Origin of the sequence: Pseudomonas sp. S9, assembly GCF_000222125.1 — a bacterium.
GTDB classification, from domain to species: domain Bacteria; phylum Pseudomonadota; class Gammaproteobacteria; order Pseudomonadales; family Pseudomonadaceae; genus Aquipseudomonas; species Aquipseudomonas segetis.
This window is the reverse complement of record NZ_AFFX01000006.1, coordinates 105,696-131,841: the sequence shown is the minus strand read 5'-3', so window position 1 is coordinate 131,841 and position 26,146 is coordinate 105,696. Positions and strand designations below refer to the sequence as shown.

At 56.3% G+C, this 26,146-nt stretch carries 21 protein-coding genes and 2 pseudogenes; 16 read left to right on the top strand and 7 right to left on the bottom strand.

The annotated features are described in order from the left end of the window. The first annotated feature begins 387 nt into the window (after positions 1-387). From bufA2 to PSES9_RS0113900, 12 genes and pseudogenes are all read left to right on the top strand, one after another. Positions 388-651: a BufA2 family periplasmic bufferin-type metallophore gene (gene bufA2, locus PSES9_RS0113955; RefSeq protein WP_010487809.1), complete on the top strand. Its 264-nt coding sequence runs from the start codon at positions 388-390 to the stop codon at positions 649-651. A 92-nt stretch (positions 652-743) separates the two neighbouring features. Beyond that, positions 744-1,589: an MNIO family bufferin maturase gene (gene bufB, locus PSES9_RS0113950; RefSeq protein WP_010487807.1), complete on the top strand. Its 846-nt coding sequence runs from the start codon at positions 744-746 to the stop codon at positions 1,587-1,589. Beyond that, positions 1,580-2,404, top strand: coding sequence for an HvfC/BufC N-terminal domain-containing protein (locus tag PSES9_RS0113945; RefSeq protein WP_010487805.1), 825 nt, complete (start codon positions 1,580-1,582; stop codon positions 2,402-2,404). The genes bufB and PSES9_RS0113945 overlap by 10 nt, the downstream gene beginning before the upstream one ends. Positions 2,405-2,447: 43 nt before the next feature. After that, positions 2,448-3,632: pseudogene (gene cfaB / locus PSES9_RS23610) on the top strand (C17 cyclopropane fatty acid synthase CfaB). A 95-nt stretch (positions 3,633-3,727) separates the two neighbouring features. After that, positions 3,728-5,488, top strand: coding sequence for a sensor histidine kinase (locus PSES9_RS0113935; RefSeq protein ID WP_010487803.1), 1,761 nt, complete (start codon positions 3,728-3,730; stop codon positions 5,486-5,488). A 103-nt stretch (positions 5,489-5,591) separates the two neighbouring features. Next, positions 5,592-6,935: a sigma-54-dependent transcriptional regulator gene (locus tag PSES9_RS0113930; RefSeq protein ID WP_010487802.1), complete on the top strand. Its 1,344-nt coding sequence runs from the start codon at positions 5,592-5,594 to the stop codon at positions 6,933-6,935. A 362-nt stretch (positions 6,936-7,297) separates the two neighbouring features. Then, complete coding sequence (locus PSES9_RS0113925; RefSeq protein WP_010487801.1) at positions 7,298-8,251, top strand: TAXI family TRAP transporter solute-binding subunit; 954 nt, start codon at positions 7,298-7,300, stop codon at positions 8,249-8,251. Between the two features lie 153 nt (positions 8,252-8,404). Continuing rightward, positions 8,405-10,432 (top strand): annotated as a pseudogene (locus tag PSES9_RS23605) (TRAP transporter permease). Next, complete coding sequence (locus PSES9_RS0113915; protein WP_029529562.1) at positions 10,429-10,845, top strand: DUF1850 domain-containing protein; 417 nt, start codon at positions 10,429-10,431, stop codon at positions 10,843-10,845. Before PSES9_RS23605 ends, PSES9_RS0113915 begins: the two are co-directional and overlap by 4 nt. 125 nt (positions 10,846-10,970) lie before the next feature. Next, a complete protein-coding gene (locus PSES9_RS0113910; RefSeq protein ID WP_010487799.1) occupies positions 10,971-11,483 on the top strand; it encodes a GNAT family N-acetyltransferase in 513 nt (170 codons plus the stop codon). A gap of 53 nt (positions 11,484-11,536) precedes the next feature. Then, positions 11,537-12,070 carry a DUF3617 domain-containing protein gene (locus PSES9_RS0113905; RefSeq protein ID WP_010487798.1) on the top strand — a complete coding sequence of 178 codons (534 nt, stop codon included), beginning with the start codon at positions 11,537-11,539 and terminating at the stop codon, positions 12,068-12,070. A gap of 124 nt (positions 12,071-12,194) precedes the next feature. Further along, positions 12,195-13,754: a phospholipase D family protein gene (locus PSES9_RS0113900; protein ID WP_051120976.1), complete on the top strand. Its 1,560-nt coding sequence runs from the start codon at positions 12,195-12,197 to the stop codon at positions 13,752-13,754. Positions 13,755-13,763: 9 nt separating this feature from the next. Here the strand turns inward: PSES9_RS0113900 and cls are convergent, their stop codons facing one another. Then, positions 13,764-15,203 carry a cardiolipin synthase gene (cls, locus tag PSES9_RS0113895; RefSeq protein WP_010487796.1) on the bottom strand — a complete coding sequence of 480 codons (1,440 nt, stop codon included), beginning with the start codon at positions 15,201-15,203 and terminating at the stop codon, positions 13,764-13,766. A gap of 304 nt (positions 15,204-15,507) precedes the next feature. Between cls and PSES9_RS0113890 the strand changes: the two genes are divergently transcribed. Then, positions 15,508-17,172, top strand: a complete 1,665-nt coding sequence (locus PSES9_RS0113890; RefSeq protein ID WP_010487795.1) for a BCCT family transporter — start codon at positions 15,508-15,510, stop codon at positions 17,170-17,172. A gap of 66 nt (positions 17,173-17,238) precedes the next feature. On the opposite strand, the gene PSES9_RS0113885 is transcribed toward PSES9_RS0113890, so the two are convergent. Both PSES9_RS0113885 and PSES9_RS23600 read right to left on the bottom strand, forming a co-directional pair. Then, on the bottom strand, positions 17,239-17,961 hold the full coding sequence (locus PSES9_RS0113885; protein ID WP_010487794.1) for a 3'-5' exonuclease: 723 nt from the start codon (positions 17,959-17,961) through the stop codon (positions 17,239-17,241). Beyond that, positions 17,958-19,892, bottom strand: coding sequence for a DUF294 nucleotidyltransferase-like domain-containing protein (locus tag PSES9_RS23600; protein ID WP_036988254.1), 1,935 nt, complete (start codon positions 19,890-19,892; stop codon positions 17,958-17,960). Before PSES9_RS23600 ends, PSES9_RS0113885 begins: the two co-directional genes overlap by 4 nt. A 423-nt stretch (positions 19,893-20,315) precedes the next feature. On the opposite strand from PSES9_RS23600, the gene zigA reads away from it, so the two are divergent. Continuing rightward, positions 20,316-21,521 carry a zinc metallochaperone GTPase ZigA gene (zigA, locus tag PSES9_RS0113875; protein ID WP_010487791.1) on the top strand — a complete coding sequence of 402 codons (1,206 nt, stop codon included), beginning with the start codon at positions 20,316-20,318 and terminating at the stop codon, positions 21,519-21,521. Between the two features lie 214 nt (positions 21,522-21,735). Here zigA and PSES9_RS0113870 read toward each other — a convergent pair whose 3' ends face one another. Further along, positions 21,736-22,089 carry a hypothetical protein gene (locus PSES9_RS0113870; RefSeq protein ID WP_029529558.1) on the bottom strand — a complete coding sequence of 118 codons (354 nt, stop codon included), beginning with the start codon at positions 22,087-22,089 and terminating at the stop codon, positions 21,736-21,738. 241 nt (positions 22,090-22,330) lie between these two features. Between PSES9_RS0113870 and PSES9_RS0113865 the strand changes: the two genes are divergently transcribed. Together PSES9_RS0113865 and PSES9_RS0113860 are read left to right on the top strand one after the other, a co-directional pair. Then, positions 22,331-23,320 (top strand): CobW family GTP-binding protein, encoded by a 990-nt coding sequence (locus PSES9_RS0113865; RefSeq protein WP_010487787.1) that lies wholly within the window; start codon positions 22,331-22,333, stop codon positions 23,318-23,320. Between the two features lie 32 nt (positions 23,321-23,352). Next, complete coding sequence (locus PSES9_RS0113860; protein WP_010487784.1) at positions 23,353-24,237, top strand: alpha/beta fold hydrolase; 885 nt, start codon at positions 23,353-23,355, stop codon at positions 24,235-24,237. 11 nt (positions 24,238-24,248) lie between these two features. Here the strand turns inward: PSES9_RS0113860 and PSES9_RS0113855 are convergent, their stop codons facing one another. The 3 genes from PSES9_RS0113855 to PSES9_RS0113845 all read right to left on the bottom strand — a co-directional run bounded on the left by PSES9_RS0113855 (position 24,249) and on the right by PSES9_RS0113845 (position 26,140). Next, positions 24,249-24,659 (bottom strand): DUF3301 domain-containing protein, encoded by a 411-nt coding sequence (locus PSES9_RS0113855; RefSeq protein ID WP_010487782.1) that lies wholly within the window; start codon positions 24,657-24,659, stop codon positions 24,249-24,251. An 87-nt stretch (positions 24,660-24,746) separates the two neighbouring features. Then, on the bottom strand, positions 24,747-25,229 hold the full coding sequence (locus tag PSES9_RS0113850; RefSeq protein WP_010487781.1) for an acyl-CoA thioesterase: 483 nt from the start codon (positions 25,227-25,229) through the stop codon (positions 24,747-24,749). Positions 25,230-25,381: 152 nt separating this feature from the next. Next, positions 25,382-26,140, bottom strand: coding sequence for an SDR family NAD(P)-dependent oxidoreductase (locus tag PSES9_RS0113845; protein ID WP_010487779.1), 759 nt, complete (start codon positions 26,138-26,140; stop codon positions 25,382-25,384). Positions 26,141-26,146 lie beyond the last annotated feature (6 nt).

The window sequence follows — 26,146 nt, the reverse complement described above, 5'->3', positions numbered from 1 at the left end:
CTCAGGCTTCGCCCGGTGTTGCACGGATGAAACAGGTAGACGGTGAAAACCGTAAAGCAGCGTAAACAGTGGGCGCCATCTATTTGGTGTGTTTCATTCTTGATACAGATCTGTTCAGCAACGCGCTGAACCTGTTATGTAGAACTCAGTTAGCCGATTAAGTTCGGCGCGGCCTTGTCCTGGCGCAAGGGTTGAATCGGGAGACCGCAAGGCTGCTGGCCCAAAGCTGTAACGGGTCAGATGATTCCTAACTTAAGGTGGGAATGGTTTTTGCCACGTTTTTTTAAATGACGTTGTAACGAATATGGTCTATCTCTCTCTAGTGATACGTCGCGTCTAACAAATGTTGTGCGACTGGCGTATTACACATAATCCGAGGATGTGCACATGACTAACAAAACCACACTTGCTGCTACCGGTGCTGCTATCGCGTTCACTGCTGCAACCATGTTTGCAACCATGGCCAGCACTGTAGCTGTCGCAGAAGATTCGCCTGTTCAATGCTTTGGCGTTAACGCCTGCAAAGGCCAGAATGACTGCAAAACCGCTGAAAACGCCTGTAAAGGCCAGGGCATCTGCAAAGGTCATGGCTTCAAAGCCATGTCGTTGGCTGATTGCAATGCTGCCAAAGGCCGCGTTGGCGAGGAATAAGCACCTTGCAATTGAATGTCGCCATCGGTTGATGGCGACTTCAATTTTATTGCACAGGTTCAATTACACCAGATCTAACCAAGGAGCTTGGCATGTCAGCTAAGTCAGCCTGTCTTGGCTACGGCCTGGGATTGCGAGTTCCCTATTATCAAGAAATTCTCGAGCAACGACCTGATGTCGATTGGTTCGAGGTGATTTCTGAGAATTTCATGGTCGAGGGCGGCAAAGCCCTTTATCACCTGGACGCGGTCGCCGAGCACTATCCAATAGTGATGCATGGTGTCTCGCTGTCTATTGGCGGTCCACACGAACTGGATCGCGATTATCTCGTGCGTCTCAAGCAACTGGCACAGCGGGTCAAGCCGCAGTGGATTTCCGACCACCTGTGCTGGAGCCGCGGTAACGCCCATCACCTGCACGATTTGCTGCCACTACCTTTCACCGATGAAAGCCTGCAGTACGTAGCGGCGCGAGTCCAACAGGTGCAGGATGTAATCGAGCGCCCGCTGGTGCTTGAGAATGCCTCGACTTATATCCGCAGCGCCGGAGATCAATACACTGAGTGGGCGTTTCTCTCGGCCCTGACAGAGATCACCGGCTGCGATCTACTGCTGGATGTGAACAATGTTTACGTCAGTGCGCGCAACCATGGGTTTGACCCATGGACCTACATCAGCAGCCTGCCTGTGGATAAAGTTCGTCAGTTGCATTTGGCCGGACATACTGATTACGGCAACTACGTGATCGACACCCACGACCACCCGGTGTGTGATCCGGTTTGGCAACTGTACGAGCGCACCATCGGGCACCTGGGGCCGGTTGCGACAATGATTGAGCGTGATGACCACTATCCGCCATTTTCCGAATTGATGGCCGAGCTGCAAAAAGCTCGCGAATTAGGCGCCAGAGCCCTCCAGACGGAGCCTTTATGCGGCTGAACCAGTGGCAGCAAGAAACTGAAGCCTATTTGCTGGGCGCCGACTCGCTCGCCAATGACGAATTGCGAGCCAGCCTGGTGGGCAGCCCGAACCTTGATGTCGACCTGGGCTTGGCGATTTATCACAATGCCTATCGCGCACGGCTGATCGAGACCCTGCGAGGCGATTACCAGGCGGTGCACGGCTGGATGGGCGATGAAGAGTTCGATGCGCTGGCGCTGGCCTATATCAATGCCTATCCGCCCGATCACTTCAGCCTGCGCTGGCTAGGTGCCCGGTTTGCCGAGTTTATCGAGGCTCACCTTATACCTGAGCAGGCTGAGCCGCTGGCTGAGCTTGCGCGTTTTGAATGGGCTTTCACCCTGTCATTCGATGCGCCAGATGGCGAACCGTTGACCGAGGCTGTGTTGGCCAGCTTGCAGGCTGATGAGTGGCCAAATCTGCAAGCGCGGTTTTTGCCAAGCGTGCAATGGCAAACCCTGCGCTACAACACCATGGCCTTGTGGCGCGCGATCAAGAAAGACACCGAGTTTCCCGGCAGCCATAGGCTGGAGCAGGAGTCTGTCTGTTTGATCTGGCGCGCTGGGCTGATCAGCCGCTACCGCACCCTAGGGCCTGATGAAGCCAGCGCGCTTTACAAAATGGCAGTGCAAGGCGGTAGTTTTGCTGAGCTCTGTACCGACCTGGTACCCCTGGGTGATAACGCCATGGCCCAGGCCATCACCTGGATTCGCCAATGGCTGGGTGATGGCACTTTGCAGCGTCACATGGGCGAGCCGGTTATCTATCAGGTCGATAGCATCACTTCGCAATAAGCTGAGCTACGCTTTTTGTTGTCAGCAAAAAGCGGAGGTTCATATGATTCAGTCCATACCGCCAGTATTACGTAGCCTGCAATTGCCGCTGCGCTTGAAGTTGTGGGACGGCAAAGAGCTTGATCTTGGCCCTCAGCCACGGGTTACGCTGGTGATCAAAGACCCAAGCCTGATTACTCAATTGTCTGAGCCGCGACTGGACATTCTGGGCGGGGCCTATGTTGAAGGCCGCGTCGAGCTGGAAGGCCAGATGAGCGATATCATCAAGGTCGGGGTCGGGCTCAGTGAAGCGCTGATACCTGACGACAGCTCGGCAGCGGTTGAGCATGAACTGCATGATAAGGCGACCGATGCTGCTGCGATAAGCTATCACTACGACCTGTCCAATGAGTTCTACGCGCTATGGCTAGATCCGGAGATGGTCTATTCCTGTGGATATTTTCCAACTGGCGATGAGTCCCTGGAGCAGGCGCAATTGGCCAAGCTACGCCTGTTGTGCCGCAAGCTGCGCCTAGAACCAGGCGACAAGCTGCTTGATGTCGGCTGTGGCTGGGGTGGCCTTGCACGGCTGGCGGCTCGCGAGTTTGGTGCCCAGGTCTACGGCATCACCCTGAGTGCGGAGCAACTGAAGCTGGCCCGTGAGCGCGTTGCCGAGCAAGGCTTGGCGCAACAGGTTGAGCTGCAGTTGATGGATTACCGGGATCTGCCGCAGGATGGCCGGTTCGACAAAGTAGTCAGTGTCGGTATGTTTGAACATGTTGGCTACGCCAACCTGGCGCAGTACTGTCAATGCTGATTCGGGGCTGTTAAACCGGGCGGCCTGGTGATTAACCATTGTATTACCGCGCGCCACACCGATGGCCGTGCGGTTGGCTATGGCGCTGGCGATTCTATCGGCAAGTATGTTTTCCCCCATGGCGAGCTGCCCCATCTCTCTACCATGACTGGCGTACTGAGCGATGCCGGGCTGGAAGTGGTTGATGTTGAAAGCCTGCGCCTGCATTACGCGCGTACCTTGACCTTCTGGAGTGAAAGACTTGAGTCGCAGTTGGACAAGGCGGCGTCAATGGTTCCGGAGCAAGCGCTGCGTATCTGGCGCCTATACCTGGCCGGCTGCGCCTATGGTTTTGCCCAGGGCTGGATGAACCTGCACCAGATACTCGCCGTTAAGCCTCTGCCTGATGGCGGCCATAATCTGCCCTGGTCGCGCACTGACATCTACGCTTGAATATCTTCTCATTGCGGTAATTGCTGCTGGCGCTAATACAGCGTCAGCAGCGAGGTTGTCTTAACATGTGGCAACCTTGCTGAGATGATCGCTGCATGCCTGCTCTTTTTCTTCGATACCGTGTGGGGTTTACCTTCCTGCTGATTGTCATCGGCCTGCTTGCAAGCATGTGGCTGGGGGGGCGTTATGCACAGCAACGTGTCTGGCAGGAGCGTAGCGTTGAAGCGCGCGGGCAACTGCAGTTGTATGCCCAATCCATACACACCTTGGTCGAGCGATTCAGTTCGGTGCCCGAGGTGCTTTCACTCGACAGCGATATCAAGGCGGTGCTCAGCTCACCGGATGACCTGCTGTTGCGCGCAGGACTCAATCATCGCTTGGAGCAACTTAATCGGGCCGCCGGTTCCAATGTGCTCTATTTGCTAAACGCGCAGGGCGACACGCTGGCGGCCAGCAACTGGCGGGAGTGGAGCAGTTTTGTCGGCAACAACTATGCATTCCGCCCTTATTTTCGCGATGCCTTGAAGCAATCGTCCGGGCGTTATTTTGCGGTAGGGGTCACCACTGGAATCCCCGGTTATTTTCTCTCCCATGTGGTGCTCGATGACCATGATCAAGTGCTGGGTGTTTTGGTGGTCAAGCTTGAGCTTGAGGAACTGCAACGCGAATGGGTCGAGCAATCGGGCATCTTGCTGGTGGCTGACACCTATAACGTGGTGATTTTGAGCAATCGCCCGGCATGGCGGTTCAGGACATTGAGCGAGTTGAGTGATAAGGCGCGAAATGAGCTGATCGAGGTGCGAAAATATGCCGAAAAAGCGCTAAAGCCACTGCCAAGCAAGTTGCGACTGCAAATTAACCCGGAGTCGCAGTGGCGCACTGTGGATGGCCCGGACGGTACACAGGATTATCTCTGGCAAAGCCAACAGCTGCCGGATGAAGGTTGGAACCTGTTTCTGCTGATCGAGCCGCAAAGCGTGGTCGACAGTGTGCGCAGCTATCGCTTGGCTGGCGCTGGTGTATGGATGACCCTGGCGTTCTTATTGCTGTTTTTGCTGCAGCGGCGCAAGAAACATCGCTTGCAAGCCAATATTCGCGAGCGCCTTGAGCAGGAAGTGAGTTTGCGCACCGCAGAATTACGTGAGGCTCAGGATGGTTTGGTGCATGCGGCGAAGATGGCAGCCCTGGGCCAAATGTCAGCGGCCATGGCCCATGAAGTCAACCAGCCGCTGACCGCGATGCGCATGCAGCTGGGGAGTTTGCGCCTGCTGTTGGATAGCGGTCGCCAGGCCGATGCCTACGCGGGATTGCAGCGTATTGATGGCCTGTTTGAGCTTATGGCATCACTGACCAGCCATTTGAAAACCTTTGCCCGTAAAAGCCCGGCCGGGCTCAGTGAACGTTTGTCGCTGGGCGAGGTTCTGGACCAGGCGCTACAGCTGCTAGCGCCGAGAATGCGTGGCGAAAATGTGCAACTGTGTAGCCAAGTTGATTATAACGTGCATGTTTTAGGGGATGCGATTCGCCTTGAGCAAGTGCTCCTCAACTTGCTCAATAACGCTTTGGACGCCATGACGGGAGCCGGAACGCCGCAGCTGGATGTGGTTATCCAATCTTGTGCGGGCCAATGCGTGCTCAAAATTGCCGACAATGGGGGAGGGATTGACGCAGCTAACTTAAAGCATGTGTTCGATCCGTTCTTCACCACCAAGCCTGTCGGCCAGGGCCTGGGGTTGGGGCTGGCGGTGTCATACGGCATAGTGCGCGAACTGGGCGGTACGCTAGAGGCGGCTAACAGTTCGATTGGCGCGGTGTTTACCATGAAATTGCCAATTGCACCTGAGCCTCAAGGCTAGGGAGTGGGGAGGACGCTGCTCACAGTTTTGCCGCAATGTTCAAATCGAGACTACCAAGTCAGGCTCATGGCGATACACTGCGCGCGTTCTAGTTGGAGGTCGTATGAGCAGTCAGGTGTTGGTTGTTGATGATGAAGTGGCTATTCGTGAAGCCGTGCAGCAGTGGCTGGAGCTTTCCGGTTTCAGTGTGCAAACCTGCTCAAGTGCTGCCCAGGCGCTGGCTTTGGTCGACCGGGATTTTCCCGGTGTCATCATCAGCGATGTGCGTATGCCCGGCACTGACGGCCTGCAGCTACTGGAAAAGTTGATCGAGCTTGATCGCGATCTGCCGGTGATCATGGTGACCGGCCATGGCGATGTCCCCATGGCGGTACAGGCCCTGCATCGGGGCGCCTATGACTTCATAGAGAAACCCTTCACTCCTGAGCGCTTGCTCGACAGCGTGCGCCGGGCATTGGAAAAACGCCGTCTGGTCTGTGAAAACCGCGAATTGCGCCAACAGTTTGCCAACAAGGACCGGATAGAAAGCCAATTGCTGGGTGTCTCGCGGCCGATGGAAAACCTGCGTCGGCAGATTCTCGAACTGGCGGGTACTTTGGTGAATATCCTGATTCGTGGTGAGACTGGCAGTGGCAAAGAGGGGGTTGCGCGTTGCCTGCATGATTTCAGCGCCAGGGCGGGCAAGCCCTTTGTGGCGCTCAACTGTGCTGCCATTCCAGAAAATCTGTTCGAGAGCGAGCTGTTCGGCCATGAAAGCGGTGCATTCACAGGTGCGCAGGGTAAGCGTATTGGCCGTATCGAGCATGCTGACGGCGGCACTCTGTTCCTTGATGAAATCGAGAGCCTGCCGTTGGCGCAGCAAGTCAAGTTGTTGCGCGTGTTGCAGGAGAAAACGCTTGAACGCCTGGGTTCAAACCGCAGCATTCAAGTGGATTTGCGGGTGATCAGTGCGGTTAAGCCGGATTTGCTGGATGAGGTTCGCAAAGGTCGCTTCCGCGAGGATTTGTATTACCGGCTCAATGTTGCAACCCTGCAGATACCGGCTTTGTGTGATCGCCGCGAGGATATTCCTCTGCTGTTTGAACACTTTGCCCAGGAGGCAGCACAGCGCCATGGTCGCGAGGTGTCACCCTTGCCTGCGACCGAGTTGGCGCGCTTGCTCGGGCATGACTGGCCAGGCAATGTGCGTGAGCTGATCAACGCCGCGGAGCGTCATGCACTGGGCTTGAGCGCGCGGTTCGAGGCTTTTGCCAGCCAGTCACTGGCACAGCAGATGGAAAGCTTCGAAGCACAATGCTTGCATAACGCCTTGTTGCACTGTCAGGGCAATATTGCCCAGGTGATGGAGTTGCTGCAGTTACCACGGCGCACCCTCAACGAAAAAATGCAGCGTCATGGTTTGCAGCGAGGCAGTTATCGTCCGGCGGGCAGTCAGGGTGACGAATAGGCGGAATGCCGCCTATTGCTGTTTATATCTAGGCGGTTTTTTGCCGATAATCGACTTTTAGTTTATCTAAACCCTTCTGGCACGGCGCTTTCACGCATTGGCACGGCATCTGCTACGGTTGTTGTTAAACCGTTTACTTACGGGTAATCCAATAAGAAAGACTAGAGGTATGCCATGAGCCATCTTGCCCTGATCGCGAGTCAGTCGCGCACTCCCTCCAGTACACCGGGCTATACGTCTTGTGTAAGCGAAAGCTTCTTTCACGCCCCGATAAAATCCGACGAATGCTAGCCGCTCCCCGGCGGGCATCGTCTACAGTGAAAAACTCTGCATAAAGCCATAACAACGACGGAGATTCATCCATGCGATTGACCAAGCGTTTAAGCCTGTTCGCAGCTGCCGCAACCCTGACTGCAAGCACTGCGGTTCTGGCGGCCCCAACCTTTATCAACATCCTCACGGGCGGCACCAGCGGTGTGTACTACCCGATTGGTGTTGGCCTGTCGCAGATCTACAGCAACGGCATTGAAGGCTCGAAAACCTCAGTTCAGGCGACCAAGGCGTCGGTTGAGAACCTCAACCTGCTGCAAGCCGGTCGCGGTGAATTGGCGCTGGCCCTGGGTGACTCTGTTGCCGATGCCTGGAACGGCGTTGAAGAAGCTGGCTTTAAAGCACCGCTGAAAAAGCTGCGGGCGATTGCCGGCACTTACCCGAACTACATCCAGATCGTTGCCAACAAAGAGTCGGGCATCAAAACCCTGGCTGACCTGAAAGGCAAAAGCATCTCGGTTGGCGCGCCAAAGTCGGGTACCGAGTTGAACGCTCGGGCAATCCTCAAGGCTGCTGGCCTGAGCTACGAAGACATGGGCAAAGTTGAATTCCTGCCTTATGCCGAGTCGGTTGAGCTGATCAAGAACCGCCAGTTGGACGCCACCTTGCAGTCCTCGGGCCTGGGCATGGCGGCTATTCGTGACCTGGCGGCCACGTTGCCAATCAACTTTGTATCGGTCCCGGCTGATGTGGTTGCCAAAATCGGTAACGATGCCTACCAGCCAGCCAATATCCCGGCCGGTACCTACGATGGCCAGGACGCTGACGTTCCAACGGTTGCCATCACCAACATTTTGGTGAGCCATGAAGGTGTTTCTGAAGAAACCGCCTATCAAATGACCAAGTTGATGTTCGAGAACCTCAAGCGCTTGGGCAATGCCCACTCTGCGGCCAAGGACATCAAGTTGGAAACCGCTGCCAAGAACCTGCCAATTCCGCTGCATCCAGGCGCGGAGCGCTACTACAAAGAAGTCGGCGCGCTGTAATCCTCGTGAATCGGGGCGCACAAGCTTGCGCCCCGATCAATATTGGTTCTGATATTCGCGCACCAGAGGTGCTAATAAAACCAGTGTTCCGAGGGAACGGTAGGTTTTGTTAGCGGTTCTGCGCAACCGTTTCGTAATGAGGGCGCAATCGCCATGAGTGAGAACAACCAAGGCCTTTCAGCAAATCCTGGTGAGTGGCCAAAAGCGCTGTTTTTTGTTGCGCTGCTGTTTTCCATTTTTCAAATCACCACGGCGGCCTTTCACCCCGTGTCGAGCCAGGTGCTGCGTGCTGTTCACGTCGGCTTCCTGCTGCTTACCGTATTTCTGAGCTTCTCCATCAATGGCAAAGGTCGTCCATGGCAACCTGCTGCCTGGATTCTGGGTCTGGCCGGCATGGGCACGGCGATTTACCAGTGGGTGTTTGAAGCTGACCTGATCTATCGCTCCGGCGACCTGACGCAAATGGACATGGTGGTCGGGCTGGTCCTGATTGCCCTGGTATTCGAGGCTGCCCGCCGCGTCATGGGCATTGCCTTGCCGATTATCTGTGCGCTGTTTCTGGCTTATGGCCTGCTGGGCCAGTACTTGCCGGGCGACCTGATGCACCGCGGCTACGACCTGGATCAACTGGTCAACCAACTGGCGTATGGGACCGAAGGCCTGTACGGCACGCCGACCTATGTCTCGGCGACCTATATTTTCCTGTTCATCCTGTTTGGTGCCTTCCTTGAGCAAGCAGGGATGATCAAGCTGTTCACCGATTTCGCCATGGGCCTGTTTGGCCACAAGGTTGGCGGCCCGGCAAAATTATCCGTGGTGTCGTCTGCGCTGATGGGCACCATTACCGGCTCGGGTGTGGCCAACGTGGTAACCACGGGCCAGTTCACCATTCCGCTGATGAAGCGTTTCGGTTACCGCTCGGCATTTGCTGGCGGCGTCGAGGCGACGTCGAGCATGGGCAGCCAGATCATGCCGCCGGTGATGGGTGCGGTTGCATTCATCATGGCCGAGACCATCAACGTACCTTTCTTTGAGGTGGCCAAAGCCGCGTTGATTCCGGCAATCCTGTATTTCGGCTCGGTGTTCTGGATGGTTCACCTCGAGGCTCGTCGTGCCAACCTGCATGGTTTGCCGAAAGACCAATGCCCAAACCCCTGGGCTGCGGTTAAAGAGCGTTGGTACTTGCTGATTCCGCTGTTCATCCTGGTCTACCTGCTGTTCTCCGGACGCACACCGCTGTATTCGGGCATGGTTGGCCTGGCACTGACGGCGATTGTGATTCTCGGTTCGGCGATCATCATGCGGGTGTCATCAACCGGCATGCGTATCGCTTTCTGGGTGGCGTTGGGCCTGCTTTGCGCCGGCTTCTTCCAGATGGGTATTGCCGTGGTATTTGGCGTTGTCGCACTGCTCGTTGCGACGTGCTGGTTTATCAAGGGTGGTCGCGAAACCTTGACCGTGTGCTTGCATGCACTGGTTGAAGGTGCGCGTCATGCAGTGCCGGTGGGTATTGCCTGTGCATTGGTTGGGGTGATCATTGGTGTGGTTTCCCTGACCGGTGTGGCTTCGACATTCGCCGGCTAAATCCCGGGGATCTGTCAGGACAAACTGTTCCTGTCGCTGCTGTTGACCATGCTGACCTGCCTGGTGCTGGGCATGGGGATTCCGACCATTCCCAACTACATCATCACCAGCTCGATTGCCGCGCCTGCACTGCTCGAACTGGGCGTGCCGCTGGTGGTTTCGCACATGTTCGTTTTCTACTTCGGGATCATGGCGGACCTGACGCCACCAGTTGCCTTGGCCTGCTTTGCCGCTGCGCCAATTGCAAAAGAGAAGGGCCTGAAGATCAGCCTGTGGGCGATCCGCATTGCCATCGCCGGTTTCATCGTGCCGTTTATGGCGGTCTATGACCCAGCCCTGATGATGCAGAGCGATAACTGGCTGGCGATTATTTATGCCTTGTTCAAGGCGGCTGTGGCCATTGGTTTGTGGGGCGTGGTGTTTACCGGCTTCCTCAACTTCAAGCTGTCCTGGTGGGAGCGCCTACTGGGTTTTGCCGCTGGTGCGAGCCTGATCCTGGCGACCCCTGCCAGCGATGAGATTGGTTTTGCACTGGCCGCAGTCTTCCTTGGCCAACACCTGTGGCGTGCGCGCAACAAGCCGGTGGCTGCGCTTTGATTGGTCTGTGCATGGGCCTGGCTGGAGCGGTGTGGGCGCAGTTGCCTGTCAGCGACTTCACCCTGGCCTGGAAACACACCATCGAGCACATCCGCTGGGAAGAGGATTATCGTGTCACTGCCGAGGGCCTGGTCCTTGGTGAGGCGCGTGTAAAGGGTACTGGCGCCGGTATGGAAATACCGGATGACGCCGTACTGCGTGAGGGCAGCTGGCACTACCATCGCCAGCTAGCGCCCCTGCAACCTCTGCGCTTGGGGCGAACCCCCGAGGCTGGGGATTACCAACTGTGTTTCAACCAGCGTTGCCACTCTGCGAGTGAATGGCTCGGCCCGCCAAAAGCGTCCCAGCCCGCGTTGGAACTTTGGAGTTGTGAGCTCGACTCCCCCGCCTCGAAAGGTGCGGGCAAGGGTTAATCAGTTAACCTGCTCCCAGTGCCACAAGCACTGGTTGTATGATGGAGAGAACCCCCATTTGGTTTTGCCAGTGGGGGTTTTTTTCGTCTGCACCCTTATTAATCCAGTCTGTAGAGAGTTTGATTGTGAGTGGCCTGACCTACACCACTTATTACCTGCAGATGCTCAGCCCTGGGCAATTGCGTGCCAAGCCATTGCCTGCTGAGTTAAGTGTCATCGAGTGCCAGCACAAGCAGTTTCAGCTCAACCGCTTTCTCTACCAGTTGGTGGGCGAACCCTGGTTGTGGACAGATAAACTGGTCTGGACCGATGAGCAATGGCAGGCATTGATCAACAGCGATCAGCACCGCACCTGGGTGGCATACTCCAAAGGTGCAATCGCCGGTTACTACGAGCTGCAAATGAGTGCCGAAGGTGATGTGGAAATCCTGTATTTTGGTTTGGCTCAGGACTTTTTCGGCCAAGGTTTTGGTGGCCCCTTGCCCAGCCACGCATTAGCGTCTGCCTGGTCCTGGCCAGGTGTTAAGCGGGTGTGGGTGCATACCTGTACCCTCGATCACCCCAGTGCGCTGAGCAACTATAAAGCGCGTGGGCTTGAGGTTTATCGAGAGCAGGTTACAACTGAGTCGGCTAATTGATCGACTCCGGCTAGACTGGTTGAGTCACTATCGACTGATTTCTGGAGCAGACTATGTGCATGCGATTGATCAAAACCCTGGTACTTGGCCTTGGCGTCGCCCCGATGCTGGCCAGTGCTGCACCTATTTTGCCGGGTCTGTGGGAAATCAGTACCAGCAACATGGCGTTTGATGGCCAACAGATGCCCGCGATGGACGTGATGATCGAAAAACTCAAAACCCTGCCGCCCGAGCAACGCCAGATGATGGAGCAAATGCTGGCCAAACAAGGCGTGCAACTGGGCGATAGCGGTGTCCAGGTCTGCCTGAGCGAGGCATTGGTCAACTCTGATGAGTTGCCGCTGCAAGAGCAGTCGGGCTGTAAGCAGACAGTTACCGATCGCTCCGACAAGCTCTGGGCGTTCACCTTTGACTGCCCGCAGGCTAAAGGGCAGGGCGAGACGCGCTTCATCAACGACAGGCAGTTTACCAGCACGGTCACCAGCACCTTTAACCATCAGGGCAAGCAACAGCACGGCACCATGCAAACCAATGCACGTTGGGTCGGTGCTGATTGCGGTGGTCTGAAACCACAGCAAGCCAACTAGGTCACTTCAAGTTGTAGTATTCAGGCTCGCCTCTGGCGGGCCTTTTATTTAGTGAAGCGCCAACAACGACTGTAGAGGCTTCAGTGCTCGCCGAATTAATTCATTTTTGTCGATAAAGCAGTCCATGAGCCCAAACCCAAGACGCCGAGTAAGCCTTATGAGTCTTTCCCTCTGTGCTTCACTGCTCGCCGGTTGTGGCGCCTTGCCCTCGCTTGAGGGGCGAAGCCTGTCCAGTGCATTGCCCCTTGGTGAAGCGAAAGAGACGCGCTTGGGCAGGGCGATAACGCCGATGACGCAGTCAAATCCGGGCATATCCGGTATTTACCCACTGGCCAGCCCGAGAGATGCCTTTGCCGCACGGGCGCTGCTCGCCCAGGCGGCGCAACAGACCCTGGATGTGCAATATTATATTTGGCGTGGCGACACCACCGGGACCTTGCTTTTGCAGGCCCTGTTGGAGGCTGCTGACCGTGGTGTCAGGGTGCGCTTGCTGCTTGATGACAACGGCACATCGGGCATCGACCCACAGATTGCTGCGCTAGACAGCCACCCAAAGATTGAAGTACGCCTGTTCAATCCGTTCCCTTCGCGTAGCGCTAAGTGGCTGGGGTTTCTGACCGACTTCTCCCGCGCCAATCGCCGGATGCACAACAAGTCGTTCACCGCCGACAACATGGCCAGTATTGTTGGCGGGGGGAACATCGGTGATGAATACTTTGCTGCCACGGATGGCGTGCTGTTTGCCGACCTGGATGTGCTTTCAGTGGGGCCTGTGGTCAGGCAGGTCTCCGATGATTTCGATCGTTACTGGGACAGCGGTTCGGCCTACCCGGTTAATCGCTTGATGCCTGCTGCCAGCGTCTCTGAACGCGCAGAGGTTGCGGCGACGGCGAACAGGCTAAGGCAAAGCCCCAAGGCGACTGAATATGTCGCAGCGCTCAAGAAATTGCAGTTTATCAATCAGTTGCTCCATGGGCAGCTCGAGTTGATTTGGGCCAATACCCGGATGGTCAGTGATGATCCGGCAAAAGGCCTGGGCAAGGTCGCTCCCGAACAGCTTTTGACCTATCAGGTCGGGGCAATCATTGCTCGCCCGAACAGCCATGTTGAATTGGTATCGCCGTACTTCGTGCCGACGCCCGCCGGGGTTGAGGCATTTAGCGAAATGAGCAGGCGCGGGGTCAAGGTACGCATCCTGACCAATGCACTTGAGTCCACAGATGTCGTCGCCGTGCATGCAGGCTATGCCAAGGCACGCAAGGACCTGCTCCAGGCAGGTATTGAGCTGTACGAAATGCGCCGCCAGTCCGCTGTAAGCGATAAGGCGGACAAACACAAAGTATTCGGCAGCAGTGGCTCCAGCCTGCATGCCAAGACCTTTGCCGTGGATGGTCAGCGCGTATTTGTCGGTTCGTTCAACTTTGATCCGCGCTCGGCCAAGCTCAATACCGAGCTGGGGTTTGTAATCGACAGCCCATTGCTGGCGAAGAGGATTGAGTTGGCGTTCGATCAGGACCTGGCACTGAGTGCTTATCGGGTCATGCTGGCTGAAAACGGCGATCTGAAGTGGGTCGAGCAAAGTGCTTCCGGGCACATCAGCTACGACACTGAGCCGGGAAGCAGCATCTGGGTGCGCATGGCCGTTGGCTTTTTGTCGTTTTTACCGATCGACTGGATGCTTTGAGTTTGAGTGCTACAGGATCGGTGACAGCAGGCGTGCGATACGCATGCGGATTTTCCGCAGCCGATGCACGCGCCTGCGGTCTGCGTTGTGTATCTCGATGCTCTGGCTGAAGTCTTCGAGCAGCATTTTCTCGACTTCTGCTGCAAAGGCTTTATCGATTGTCAGCAGGGTGATTTCAAAATTAAGGCGGAACGAGCGGTTATCCAGGTTGGCACTGCCCACTGCGCTGGCAAAATCGTCAATCAGCATGACTTTTTGATGAATAAACCCGGGCTGATAGCGAAACACCCGGACGCCAGCGCGAACCGCGTCGAAGGCATAGAGGTTGCTGGCGGCGAACACGGTGCGATGATCCGGTCGCGAGGGAATCAGGATGCGTACATCAACGCCACGAATAACGGCCAGGCGCAGCGCAGCAACCAGTGATTCGTCGGGCACAAAGTAGGGCGAGGTGATCCAGATGCGTTCATTTGCCGCTTGCACCGCCTCGACAAACATCAGCGAGCAGGTTTCTTGGGCGTCAGCCGGGCCGCTGGTAATCAGCTTGCACGTCACGCCGTCACTGCTGAATACGTCGGCGAGCAGCAATCGTGGCAATTGCCGGGTTGACCAGAACCAGTCCTCGGCAAAGGACTCCTGCAGGCAGGCGACTAACGGTCCGCTGATCTCTATATGGCTATCGCGCCAGGGCGAAAGCGGTGGTCGTTTGCCAAGGTATTCGTCGCCGACATTGTGCCCGCCAATAAAGCCATGCTCGCCATCGATCACTACAATCTTGCGGTGATTGCGAAAGTTGAGCTGGAAGCGGTTGAGAATGCCGCCACCGGTTGGGAATGCATGCATCTGCACGCCGCCGTCGCGCAAACTTTCGACGTAGCGGCGTGGCAAGCTATGGCTGCCGATACCGTCGTACAAAAAGTAAACACTGACGCCTGCGGCTGCGCGCTCAAGCAATATATCGCGCAGGCGTCGGCCAAGATCATCGTCTTTGACGATAAAGAACTGGATCAAGATAACCTGCTTGGCCGAGGCCAAAGCCTTGAAGATCGCTGCAAAAGTTGCTTCGCCATTGATCAGAAGCGCAACGTGGTTATTGGCCAGGCATGGCATATCACCCAGTCGGGGCAAGGCTCTGAGCTGCTGATAAACCGGTAGTTCACTGGCTGAAACAGCCTCCTCGACCCAGGGTCTCCAGTTCAGCTTGGACATGGCCGCGTGCATCTCTGCATCGGCTTCGCGCCTGGCCTCTACATAGGCATCGAAACCGCTGCGACCAAAAATCAGATAGGGAAGCAGGGTCAAATAAGGCATGAAAAACAATGAGATGGCCCATGCAAGCGCGCCTTGGGATGTCCTTACCGTGAATATCGCATGCAACGCCGCGATCAAGCCGCAAACATGGACAGCGGCGAGTCTATAGGTGGCGAATGCCGGGATAACGATGTCCATGTCCATATTTATTCCTGTCTAAATACCCCGGCATTGAAAAAGCACGACTAGAGTAGTTATGGAGGCTACCTAGCTTATTGCGTGGTTAACGTTAGCGCCTTTGTACGGCTGGCGTCAGCAGGAAACGCCCAGACCTGTTACCCTTTTGGCTGTTCCGGGCCGTCAAATGCCTTTGAGAGTATTGACTCGAGCAAGTTCGAGACTTGTTTTTGCATGAAGTTACAGGCGGAGTGTTATACCGGGAAAGAGGGCGTTGGCGCCTTATGAATAGTCAGCGAAATGCAATAAAAAGGAGTATTTCAATATGGGGAAAGACCCTTCGCATGACACCAATCCGCAGGAGGAGCGTTTAGACAGCATTCCTGCTCCTTCCGGTAAGTCCACGCTAATCGATACCGATTATGTGATTGGCCAAGACAATATTACCGGCAAATATTTTTTCTCATTGGATATCCACGGTAAGGTTTTCAGCATCTCTGCCCTTGCCGTAGTGCTGTTCGTGGTTATCACCCTGGCCCTGCAAGATCAGGTCGCTCCGCTGTTCAGCGCGCTGCGCGACTGGCTGACACATAACCTGGCGTGGTTCTTCCTCAGCGCCGCCAATATCTTCGTGGTGCTTTGCCTGGTGTTGATTGTCTCGCCTCTGGGCAAGGTGCGCCTGGGTGGGATGGATGCCAAGCCGGACTACACCTACATCGGCTGGTTTTCCATGCTGTTTGCTGCGGGCATGGGCATCGGCTTTATTTTCTATGGTGTTGCCGAACCCATGACGCACTTTGACACGTCCATGGCTGGCGTTACCGTCGGTGCTGATGGTGTGCGCACAGACTGGGCCCCGTTGGGCGGCGCAGTAGGTGATGCACAAGCGGCTGCGAAACTGGGCATGGCGGCAACCATCTTCCACTGGGGCCTGCACCCGTGGGCGATCTACGCGATTGTGGCTCTGGCGCTCGCGTTGTTCTCGTTCAACAAGGGCTTGCCGCTGAGCATCCGCTCGATCTTCTACCCGCTGCTGGGTGAGCGCGTGTGGGGGTGGCCGGGTCACCTGGTTGATATTCTCGCGGTATTTGCCACCTTGTTTGGCTTGGCTACATCGCTGGGTGTGGGTGCCGAGCAGGCGCTGGCGGGGCTTAACCATCTGTTCGGAATGCCGCTTACCGACACTAGCAAAGTGTTGTTGATCGTCGGCATTACCGGTATTGCCCTGCTGTCTGTGTTGGCGGGTCTTGGTAAAGGCGTCAAGGTCCTGTCCGAGATCAACATGGGCCTGGCGCTGCTGCTGCTTGGCTTTATCATTGTGGTCGGGCCGACGCTGGCGATCTTCACCGGCTTCTTCAGCAACCTGGCGGCATACGCCACCTACCTGCCTGAGCTGTCGAACCCCTTTGGCCGTGCGGATGCCAACTTCACCCAGGGCTGGACTGCGTTCTACTGGGCGTGGTGGATTAGCTGGTCGCCATTCGTGGGTATGTTTATCGCCCGTGTGAGCCGTGGCCGTACGGTGCGGGAGTTCCTGATCTCGGTACTGTTGGTGCCGTCGCTGGTATCGGTTTTGTGGATGACTGCATTTGGCGGCACTGCAATCGGCCAGTTTGTGACCGAGGGCTTTGCCGGGGTCAAGGATGCTGCCCTTGAGCTTAAGCTGTTTGCCATGCTGGCTCATTTGCCGTTGTCTGAGATCACCTCGTTCATCGGTATCGTCCTGGTCATCGTGTTCTTCGTGACTTCCTCTGACTCAGGTTCGTTGGTGATCGATACCATCACCGCTGGCGGCAAGGTCAATGCTCCGGTTCCTCAGCGCGTATTCTGGGTGATTACCGAGGGCGTGGTGGCGATTGCCCTGTTACTTGGCGGAGGCTTGGGTGCATTGCAGGCCATGGCGGTGTCCACAGGATTGCCGTTCACCGTTGTGTTGTTGGTGGGCTGTATTGCCATTGTCAAAGGCTTGATGGCTGAACCGCGGCGCTAAGGTGCTCAGGCTTCAAGCAAAGGCGCCCCGGTAACGGAGGCGCCTTTTTAATGGAACCAGTCCGGTTTAGTTCCACAGGTCACCAATGACCGTTTCCGGCGAGTAGTGTGTCGCGATCTGCGCCTGCAACAGCTCTGCTGTGGCCAGTGCGTCGGTCAGGGCATGATGCGCCTGGTAGAGGGGCAAGTTGTAGCGCAGGCGGCTGTCGGCAAGGCGAATCGAGGTGGGCTGCCTTCCGCGCAAACGATCCCACCAGCTGGGCTTGCGCTGACTGCCATGAATCCTGGCCTCAAGCTCCATGGTGTCAATGACTGGAAAGTGCAAGCGTTCGCCAACGGCTTGTTGCAGCGCGGGATCAAGGAATGACCGCTCGATATTGCGGTAGTGCACGACCATCACGCAGCCCGTCATGGCCTCCAGCAATTCCCCCAGGACCTGTTCAACACGCGGTGCATAGCGGATGTCCGAATGGGTAATGTGGTGAAAGGTGATCGATTCACTGCTCAGTTCAGACTTTGGCTTTACCACCCAGTAGCGGGCCTGGCTGCAGTGAATGCGCTGGAGGTTGAATGGAATCAGGCCGAGGCTGACGATGCAGTGATTTTGCGCATCTAACCCTGTGGTCTCGACATCCAGCGCAAGCAATGGCACCTGGTCGAGCGGGGTATCAGCGCTGACCATGGGGGCTCGATAAAATCGTGCCAGGCGTTGATCGCGAGCGTGTTCAGCCAGTATTTGATACTGCTCTTGCCACTGCACGGTGAGCGGGCGCGGTACGAACACGCTCATCGTTGAGATACCGAAGGCCGAGGTTTTTGCGGCGCATTGTAGGGATAACGGAACCGCATGAAATTCTGCGCCTGGCTCAGTACCTGAAACGCTTCCTTGAGATTGTGCCGTTCAGTCGAGGTGAATTTTTCGGGCTCAATGTAGTTGTTTGCATCTCCACCTTCGGTCAGGGCCAATGCTTGGTGGCGGATACGCACCAGGGACAAGAACTCTAGTGCATAGCGCAGATGACTGATTGCCTCTGGCGTCATCAGCTTGGTTGCGGCGATTGCGTCCAGGCGATCCAGCGAGTTCTGGGCTTTCGAGCCACAAGCCAGGGCATGAACACGTATCAGGTCGGTCAAGGGTGCGGTCCCGCGTCCCTTGAGATTGATGATGTGCTTCTGTTGGCCGTCGGTTTCCATCACGAACTGGCGGAAGAAGCCCAGCGGTGGCGTACGATTCAAGGCATTGCGGGCCAAGGCCGCCAGGAACCTCGGGCTGTCACTGGCACGTTCGGCCAGCAGGTCCTTTAGTGTTTCAACCAGCTCGGCTTCGCCGTAGATGCTGTCCAGATCAAAGAAAATGCTGCTGTTTAGCAGCTTTTCAGGGTTTGGGTTGTCGATCCAGTCGTTGAAGTATTGCTTCCATACATGCAGCGGTTGGCGCCATTTACTGTTGGTGGCCATGATGCCACCCTTGCAATAGATGTAGCCACATGCCGCCAGGCCATCGCTGACAAAGGTCGCCAGCTTGAGGAAGTAATCATCATGCAGCTTGGCGTCGAAGCTGTCGTCTAGCACCAGGGCATTGTCCTGGTCGGTTACGATCAACTGTTCATCGCGGGCCATCGAGCCCAGGGCCATGAAGCTGTATGGAACCGGTGCCGGGCCTAATTCTTGCTCGGCCAACTCCAGCAAGCGCTGGCTGATGCTGCGTCCAACCCCTGACATCGCGCTGCCAATCATGTGTGCGCTGGCATCCTCGTTGGCCATGCGGATGAAGGTGGCGCGAATATCGGGTAGCAGTTTTTCCAGCTCATCAACGGACTGTTTGTTGAATACGTTATTGACCAGGTACAAGCTGCTTTGCGATTCGTACTTGATGATGTCGGCCAGTGTCACCACGCCAACAGGACGGCGCCGATGCACCAGCGGCAAGTGATGAATGTTATTGCGCAGCATGCACAAGATGGCTTCAAACACTGAGTCATCCGACTGCAAAGTGATTGGGTTGTTGGTCATCACCTCGGTAATCGGGGTGTCGGCCGACAAGCCTTGGGCGACAACGCGGGTGCGGAAATCGCGATCGGTGATTATACCGACCATGACGTGCATTGCTTGATTGGCAACCGATGTAAGGCGCGAGTTTGGCCACTCAACACTTGGGTCAACGATCAGCACCGAGGAAACGTTGTGCGCATCCATAACCTGGGCAGCCTCGCGCACCGTGGCACTGATATCTACGGTCACGGCAGGGCGATCGATCAGCTTGCGCACTTTGATCTTCATCAGGTCGTTGGTTTTGCCTTGCGAACTGACGGCGGCCTTTAATCGAGACTGTCCCTCTGCCTCGACAAAGTCGGCAAAGCTGTCGTTGTTTTCACACAGCTTTTCGAACACCTGGCCCGATATGAAATAAATCAGGCTGTCTTCAATCGCCCGGGCGGGAAAACGCACCTTGTGGTTACGCAGCAGACCAAACTGGCCAAAAATATCCCCTTCGGTCAGTCGGTTATACAGCTCCCCGGTGCGCCGATAGACCTCAACCGCGCCACTGCGAACGTAATGCAAGTCTTTGATTTCAGAGCCAAAAGTAAATATGTCGGTTCCAGCTTTGTAATAACCGACCTCAGTATTTTGCGCCAGCTCATCAAGGCTTTCATCGGGCAAGCCTTCAAAGGGAGGGAAGCGGCTCAGGTGATCGCGTATTTCCAATAGTTCAATTTGCATGCAAACCTCGGCATTGTCCTTCTTGCTTCGGGTGGCTTGGGTGCAGGAGCCAAATCGGCTGCCTGTACTTGGCATCTAGACATTCTAGAGCAAGCGCCTGTTCAACCTGTAATTAACTTGCGACCAGGCTAGCAGCTGCATGCCCTAACAGCAGGCTAGCCTGCTGGAGTTCCACGTGGAACCCCTATATAGCCAGGGTTTGAACGTCTTGGACCTGTCTTGGCTAGTGGCAGCCGGCCGTTTATTCATGGGCCGTACTGATAAAGACTTTGGTTGATGTTATGTTATAACCTATATTGTGTTGTCGAAATATGCACATCCTGGATGGTGTCGGCCCAAGCCGCAGTGCCCAGGGCTCGAGATGCACCTGAAAACAGCGCCGCCAAGTGCGCCTGGCTAGCCCGAACAATGAGGACTCGTACCATGCCCAATCGTCTACCCGTCACCGTGTTATCCGGATTCTTAGGTGCAGGCAAAAGCACCTTGCTGAACTATGTGTTGAAGAACCGCGAAAAGCTGCGGGTCGCGGTGATCGTCAATGACATGAGTGAAATCAATATTGATGGCGGTGAAGTCCAGCGCGACGTCAGCCTTAATCGAGCCGATGAAAAACTGGTCGAAATGAGCAACGGCTGTATCTGCTGCACGCTGCGCGAGGATCTCCTGGAAGAAGTGGCGCGCCTGGCCCGTGATGGTCGTTTTGATTACCTGCTGATTGAGTCCACCGGCATTTCCGAGCCACTGCCGATTGCTGAAACCTTCACCTTCCGTGATGAGCAAGGCCAAAGCCTGGCTGACCTGGCGCGCCTGGATACCTTGGTCACCGTGGTCGACGGGGTTAACTTCCTGCGTGATTTCCATCAGGCTGAAAGCCTTGCCAGTCGTGGCGAGTCGTTGGGCGAGGGTGATGAGCGAGCGATCACCGACTTGCTGGTGGAGCAGGTTGAGTTCGCCGATGTGATTCTGATCAGCAAGACCGATTTGATCAGCCAGGCCGAGCGTGAAGAGCTCATGGCGGTCTTGCGCGGCCTTAATACCCAGGCCGAGATTCTGCCAATGAGCATGGGTGAAATTGCTCTACACAAGATACTGCATACAGATCGTTTTGACTTTGAGCGTGCAGCCCAGGCTCCGGGCTGGCTGAAAGAATTGCGCGGTGAACACAAGCCTGAAACCGAGGAATACGGTATCGCATCGACGGTATATCGAGCACGCCGGCCATTTCATCCACAGCGTTTTTTTGAGTTTGTCAGCCGCGAATGGAGCAATGGTCGCCTGCTGCGTTCCAAAGGCTACTTCTGGCTGGCAAGCAAGTTTCAGGAAGCGGGGAGTTGGTCGCAAGCAGGTGGTCTGCTGCGCCATGGTTTCGCTGGGCGTTGGTGGCGCTTTGTACCGCAAGATCAATGGCCCGATGATGATGAATCAACCCAGGCTATCCTCAAGAACTGGGACAGCACATGCGGTGATTGTCGTCAGGAGCTGGTCTTTATCGGGCAGGATATGGACCTGCAAAGGCTCAGTGCCGAACTCGACGCCTGTTTGCTGACTGATGCAGAAATGGCGTTGGGCAGCGAGGCCTGGTTACAGCTGCCAGATCCATTTGGCCCCTGGTTTGCTGAGGTGGCTTGAAGCTTTCCGGCCAGGCTGCGGTAGCGCGCAGCCTCCCGCAGCGGTGGAAACAGCCATCGCTGTTGCGCGGTAAATTACAGGCAAAAAAATAGGCTGCTTTATGAGCAGCCTCAAGCACCTTAAAAAGTGTCAGTGCGTGATCTGACACCTGGAGTTTTGGTACCTGAGATTATTTAATACTGATTAGATGACAAACTGATTACAGCCCCGCAACTCAGCGCGCCATCCATACGCCTTTGCTTTGCTTTTCGCAAAACGGCTTGAGGAATGCACTGTCGCTGGCGACGCCGTAATAATGAATGTCCTGCTGGTAAGGCGTTCCGCCAACGGTTGCGTTGCGGCATACGCCATAGGCGCCAGCCGGGCATTGCTCGACAAAAGCGACAGCGACTTTCTGGCCCTTGAGCTCTGGCTTGCAGAAGCCAGTGCGAAACATGTTGGTTGGGATGCTACGGTTTTGCTGGCAAACTTTGACATCCAGTCGCTGTGCCTGGCTATGCACCACGCAGGCTTCTCCCCAGGCCAGGCTGGATGTTACGCACAACAAGACGGCTGCTAGGCAACGCATTGGATACCCCCCGATCAATATCCCGGCGACTTTATCACGCCGTTCGGCATGGCGTTAGGGGGCTCTGAAAAGCTGGCAAGCGACGGGCGTGCAGCCCGAAGGGCGAGCGCCAGCAACTAAGGATGTGAGGAGGCGACTCAGCTTTTCAACGCCGCATCGGTTATATCTGGCGCAGTAGTTTGTCAGCGGTTCCTGAGCCTTGATACCAGGCATATGTGCAAAGGTTGGATGCCAGAAGATTATGCTTAAAAACATCCCGACGCATCTGATCGCCGGCCCCCTGGGTGCGGGCAAGACCAGCTTGATCCGACAGTTGCTGGGGCAAAGGCCTGCGGGCGAGCGTTGGGCCGTGCTGATCAATGAGTTTGGCCAGATAGGGCTGGATGCTGCATTGCTAAGTACTGACAGCGATGACGTAGCGCTCGGTGAAGTGGCGGGCGGCTGCTTGTGTTGCGTCAACGGCGTGCCGTTCCAGGTGGGTTTGGGCCGTTTGCTGCGCAAGGCCAAGCCCCACCGGTTATTCATCGAGCCTTCCGGCCTTGGCCACCCCTTGCAGCTACTCGAGCAGTTACAAGCTGCGCCCTGGCACGATGTGTTGGCCGTGCAACCACCGGTGTTGGTGCTTGATGCCCAGGCCTTGGCCCAAGGTGTCGCCTTGCCTGAAAGCCAGCAGGCAACCCTGGGCAGTGCCGGGTTGATATTGCTCAACAAGTCGCAATCTTTGGGCTCCGCAGATAAGTCGCGGGTACTCAGTCAACTGCCAGAAAGGCCGATAATCTGGACTGAACAAGCCCAACTGCAGTTGCAGCAACTACCAGGCTCGCTCGCCCACGCCGCCACTGCAAGCAGCACGGCCGTATTGCCGCAAGGCGTGGCGCCACTGACAGAAATATGGCGTGACCCCGACCAACCTATTCGCCTGGTTCATCATCAAGCAGAAGGCTGGACCATTGGCTGGCGCTGGCACCCGAGCCAGCAGTTTGAACTGGCGCGCCTGGAGCAATGGCTGTTGGCGCAGCCCTGGCGGCGGGCCAAGCTGATTGTGCAGAGCAGCGCCGGTTGCTTGTCTGCCAATGCGTTGGACAATCAGCCCGTGCATTGGCAGCAATCCGAATGGCGCAAGGATTCACGTATCGAGTTGATTTTCAAACAGGCACAAGACATTGACACGCTTGATCAGGGCCTGCGCGCCTGCCTGATTGCGGTTCACCCCATACAGACGAATCGTTAAACTGCGTGACCGAATCCACAAGGCAGTAATCCATGCAGTTGTTTCCCTGGTCCCACGCAAACTCCGCCGGCTTCACCTCGCGTGGTTGGCACACAAAGCCTTCGGGTAAGCCTGTGCTGCACTTTCTGCATGGCAATGGCTATTTTGGGCGAGTCTATGAGCCGATTCTGGGGTCTCTGGCTGAAGAGTTCGACCTTTGGCTGTGCGATGCCCAGGGGCACGGCGAAACCGATCATGGTGGTCGTTTCCATGGTTGGAATCTTAATGCCGAGTTGGCGGTCGAGGCGTGGCATGCTGCTGGTCGCGAGCGCTTCGCCGATGCACCGCTGTATGCCGTCGGGCACAGTTTTGGCGGCGTGTTGACCAGCCTGATCCTGGCTCGGCATCCGGAGTTGTTCAAGCGTGCTGTCTTGCTTGATCCGGTGCTGTTTTCGGCGCCAATGATCGGGGTCATGGCATTGTCGGATGTGGTCGGACTCAGTCGTCGCACCGGAATGGCTGCCAAAGCCGTCAAGCGACGCAAAGTCTGGCCAGATCGCGCCACGGCCCATGGCTTGTTGCAAGGACGCGGCATGTTTCGGGGCTGGACCGACCAAGCATTCAGTGCCTACATCGAACATGCCCTGAAGGACACGGATGCGGGGGTCGAACTCAAATGCCGACTTAGCCGCGAAGCCGATATTTTCAGTTCTTACCCGCGTAGGCTATGGGCATCGCTGGAAAAAATAGTGACCCCGACAGAGATTATCTACGGCAAGCGCAGTTATCCATTCGTGGCCAAGTCAGTGGTGCATTTGTGTGCCAGCAACGCCCATGTGCGTGGGCAAGTTGTCGAAGGCGGCCACTGTTTCATGCAGGAGTTTCCGCAAGCCAGTGCCGAGCGCGTCAGCCAGTTCTTGCTCGCGCCAGGGGCTTGAGCAGCTTTGAGTCAGTGTGGGGGCGTGCGCCGCTCACGGCGCCATTGATCGAGTTCGATCACCTGTGGCGGTTGGCGTACAACCTGTGGACTTTCGCCTTGTGGCTCGCGAAACGGATGCGGCGCAAGCTCAATGCTGCCTAGATTGGGTCCGAACATAATGACTTGGCCCGCGTGTCGTTGTTCGCCGGTCACGGTGAATTCAAAGGCATAAATGCGGGCTATACGTTTGCGCCCCTTGGCATCTCTGAGCAAGGCGATCTTGCGGAATGCGACGTTTTCATCCAGCAGGTCAATGTCGGCTTTGTCGCAGTATTGCTTGACCAGAATCAGGGTGCGCTCGCGTAACCCGTGGGCATGCCAAAGCCAGGCGCCGGCAGTGGCGAGCAGCATGAGCACGAAAATATTGCCAAGGGTCAGCATGGTGAGGCTCCGGTTGAGCAGCGCAGGGCATACAGACATGCATCTTGCCAGCCGAGCCCGATGTTGTCTGCTGTTGGCTGGCTGGGTCTAGCCTTGTTCCTTGAGCTGCTTGTAGCGATGCTCCATCTCCTGGCGGATTGCACGGCGTTGCTGGCCCTTGGTGAAGCGGCGCTGTTCTTCGGGGGTTTCTGGCTGGCGCGGCGGTACTTTTATCGAGCGGCCCTGCTCATCGACCGCAACCATGGTGAAAAAGCAACTATTGGTGTGGCGTACCGAGCGTTCGCGAATGTTCTCGGTAACCACCTTGATGCCAACCTCCATCGAAGTGGTGCCGGTAAAGTTGACCGAAGCCAGAAAGGTTACCAGCTCCCCGACGTGGATTGGCTCGCGAAAGGTCACCTGTTCGACCGACAGCGTGACCACATAGCAGCCCGCGTAGCGACTGGCGCAGGCATAGGCCACTTCATCCAGGTATTTAAGCAGGGTGCCGCCATGGACTTTGCCTGAAAAATTAGCCATGTCTGGGGTCATCAGCACGGTCATCGACAGTTGCGCGTTTCCGGGAGCCATTGGCTGAGAGTCCGTATAGGTCGGGAGAGGTGATTCAAGCATATTGCAGCCCTGAATCAATAGTCAGTAGGTATTGGCGCGCAGGGCTGTGCAGCGGGCTCGTCCAGCCCGGGCGAAACACGCGCCACAGTCGTGGCGCGCTTTGGCAACGCTTACTTGCCGGCGGATAAACCAAAGTCGATGGCCATGTCGGCGCCGGTAATGGCTTCTGCTTCCGGCTGGCAGAGAAACCAGACCATCTCGGCGACTTCTTCCGGACGCAGGAAGCGCGCCTCGCGGCCTTGTGGGTATTGGCTGAGCAGCTCGCGCTTGTAGGCATTCGGGCTGCCGTTGCCGTATCGCTCGGCCTGATAGTCGAGCATTGGCGTGGCGATATCCCCTGGCGACACGGCATTGACCCGTACCCCGAACTCAGCGAGCTCAAGGGCCATGGTCTTGCTGAGCATCACCAGGCCGGCCTTGCTTGCACAGTAGGCGGCTGAACCACGATATGCCTGGCGTCCGGCGTCACTGGCAATATTGACGATACAACCGCGACTTTCTTTCAGGAACGGAGTCGCTGCCTGGCTCAGGTAGAAGGCAGCCTTGAGGTTGACGCCCATCACCAGGTCGAAATCTTCCTCGCTGAATTTTTCCACCGGGCCTTCGCGCCAGACACCCGCCGCGTTGATCACCGCATCAATACGACCCGTGCTGGCGAGTACAGCGGCAATCAGGTCATGACAATTCTTGGCGCTACGCAGGTCCGAGGTTGCGCTGTAATCGAGTGGTACCAAGGTATTGAGTGAATGTAAGCCACTTTTGTCGACATCAGTGGCAGTCACTCGCCAGCGACTTTGCGAAAAGCGCTTGGCGATGGCCCGGCCGAGTCCGCCAGCGGCGCCAGTGATAAGGACGACAGGTGTGCTCATAGTGAC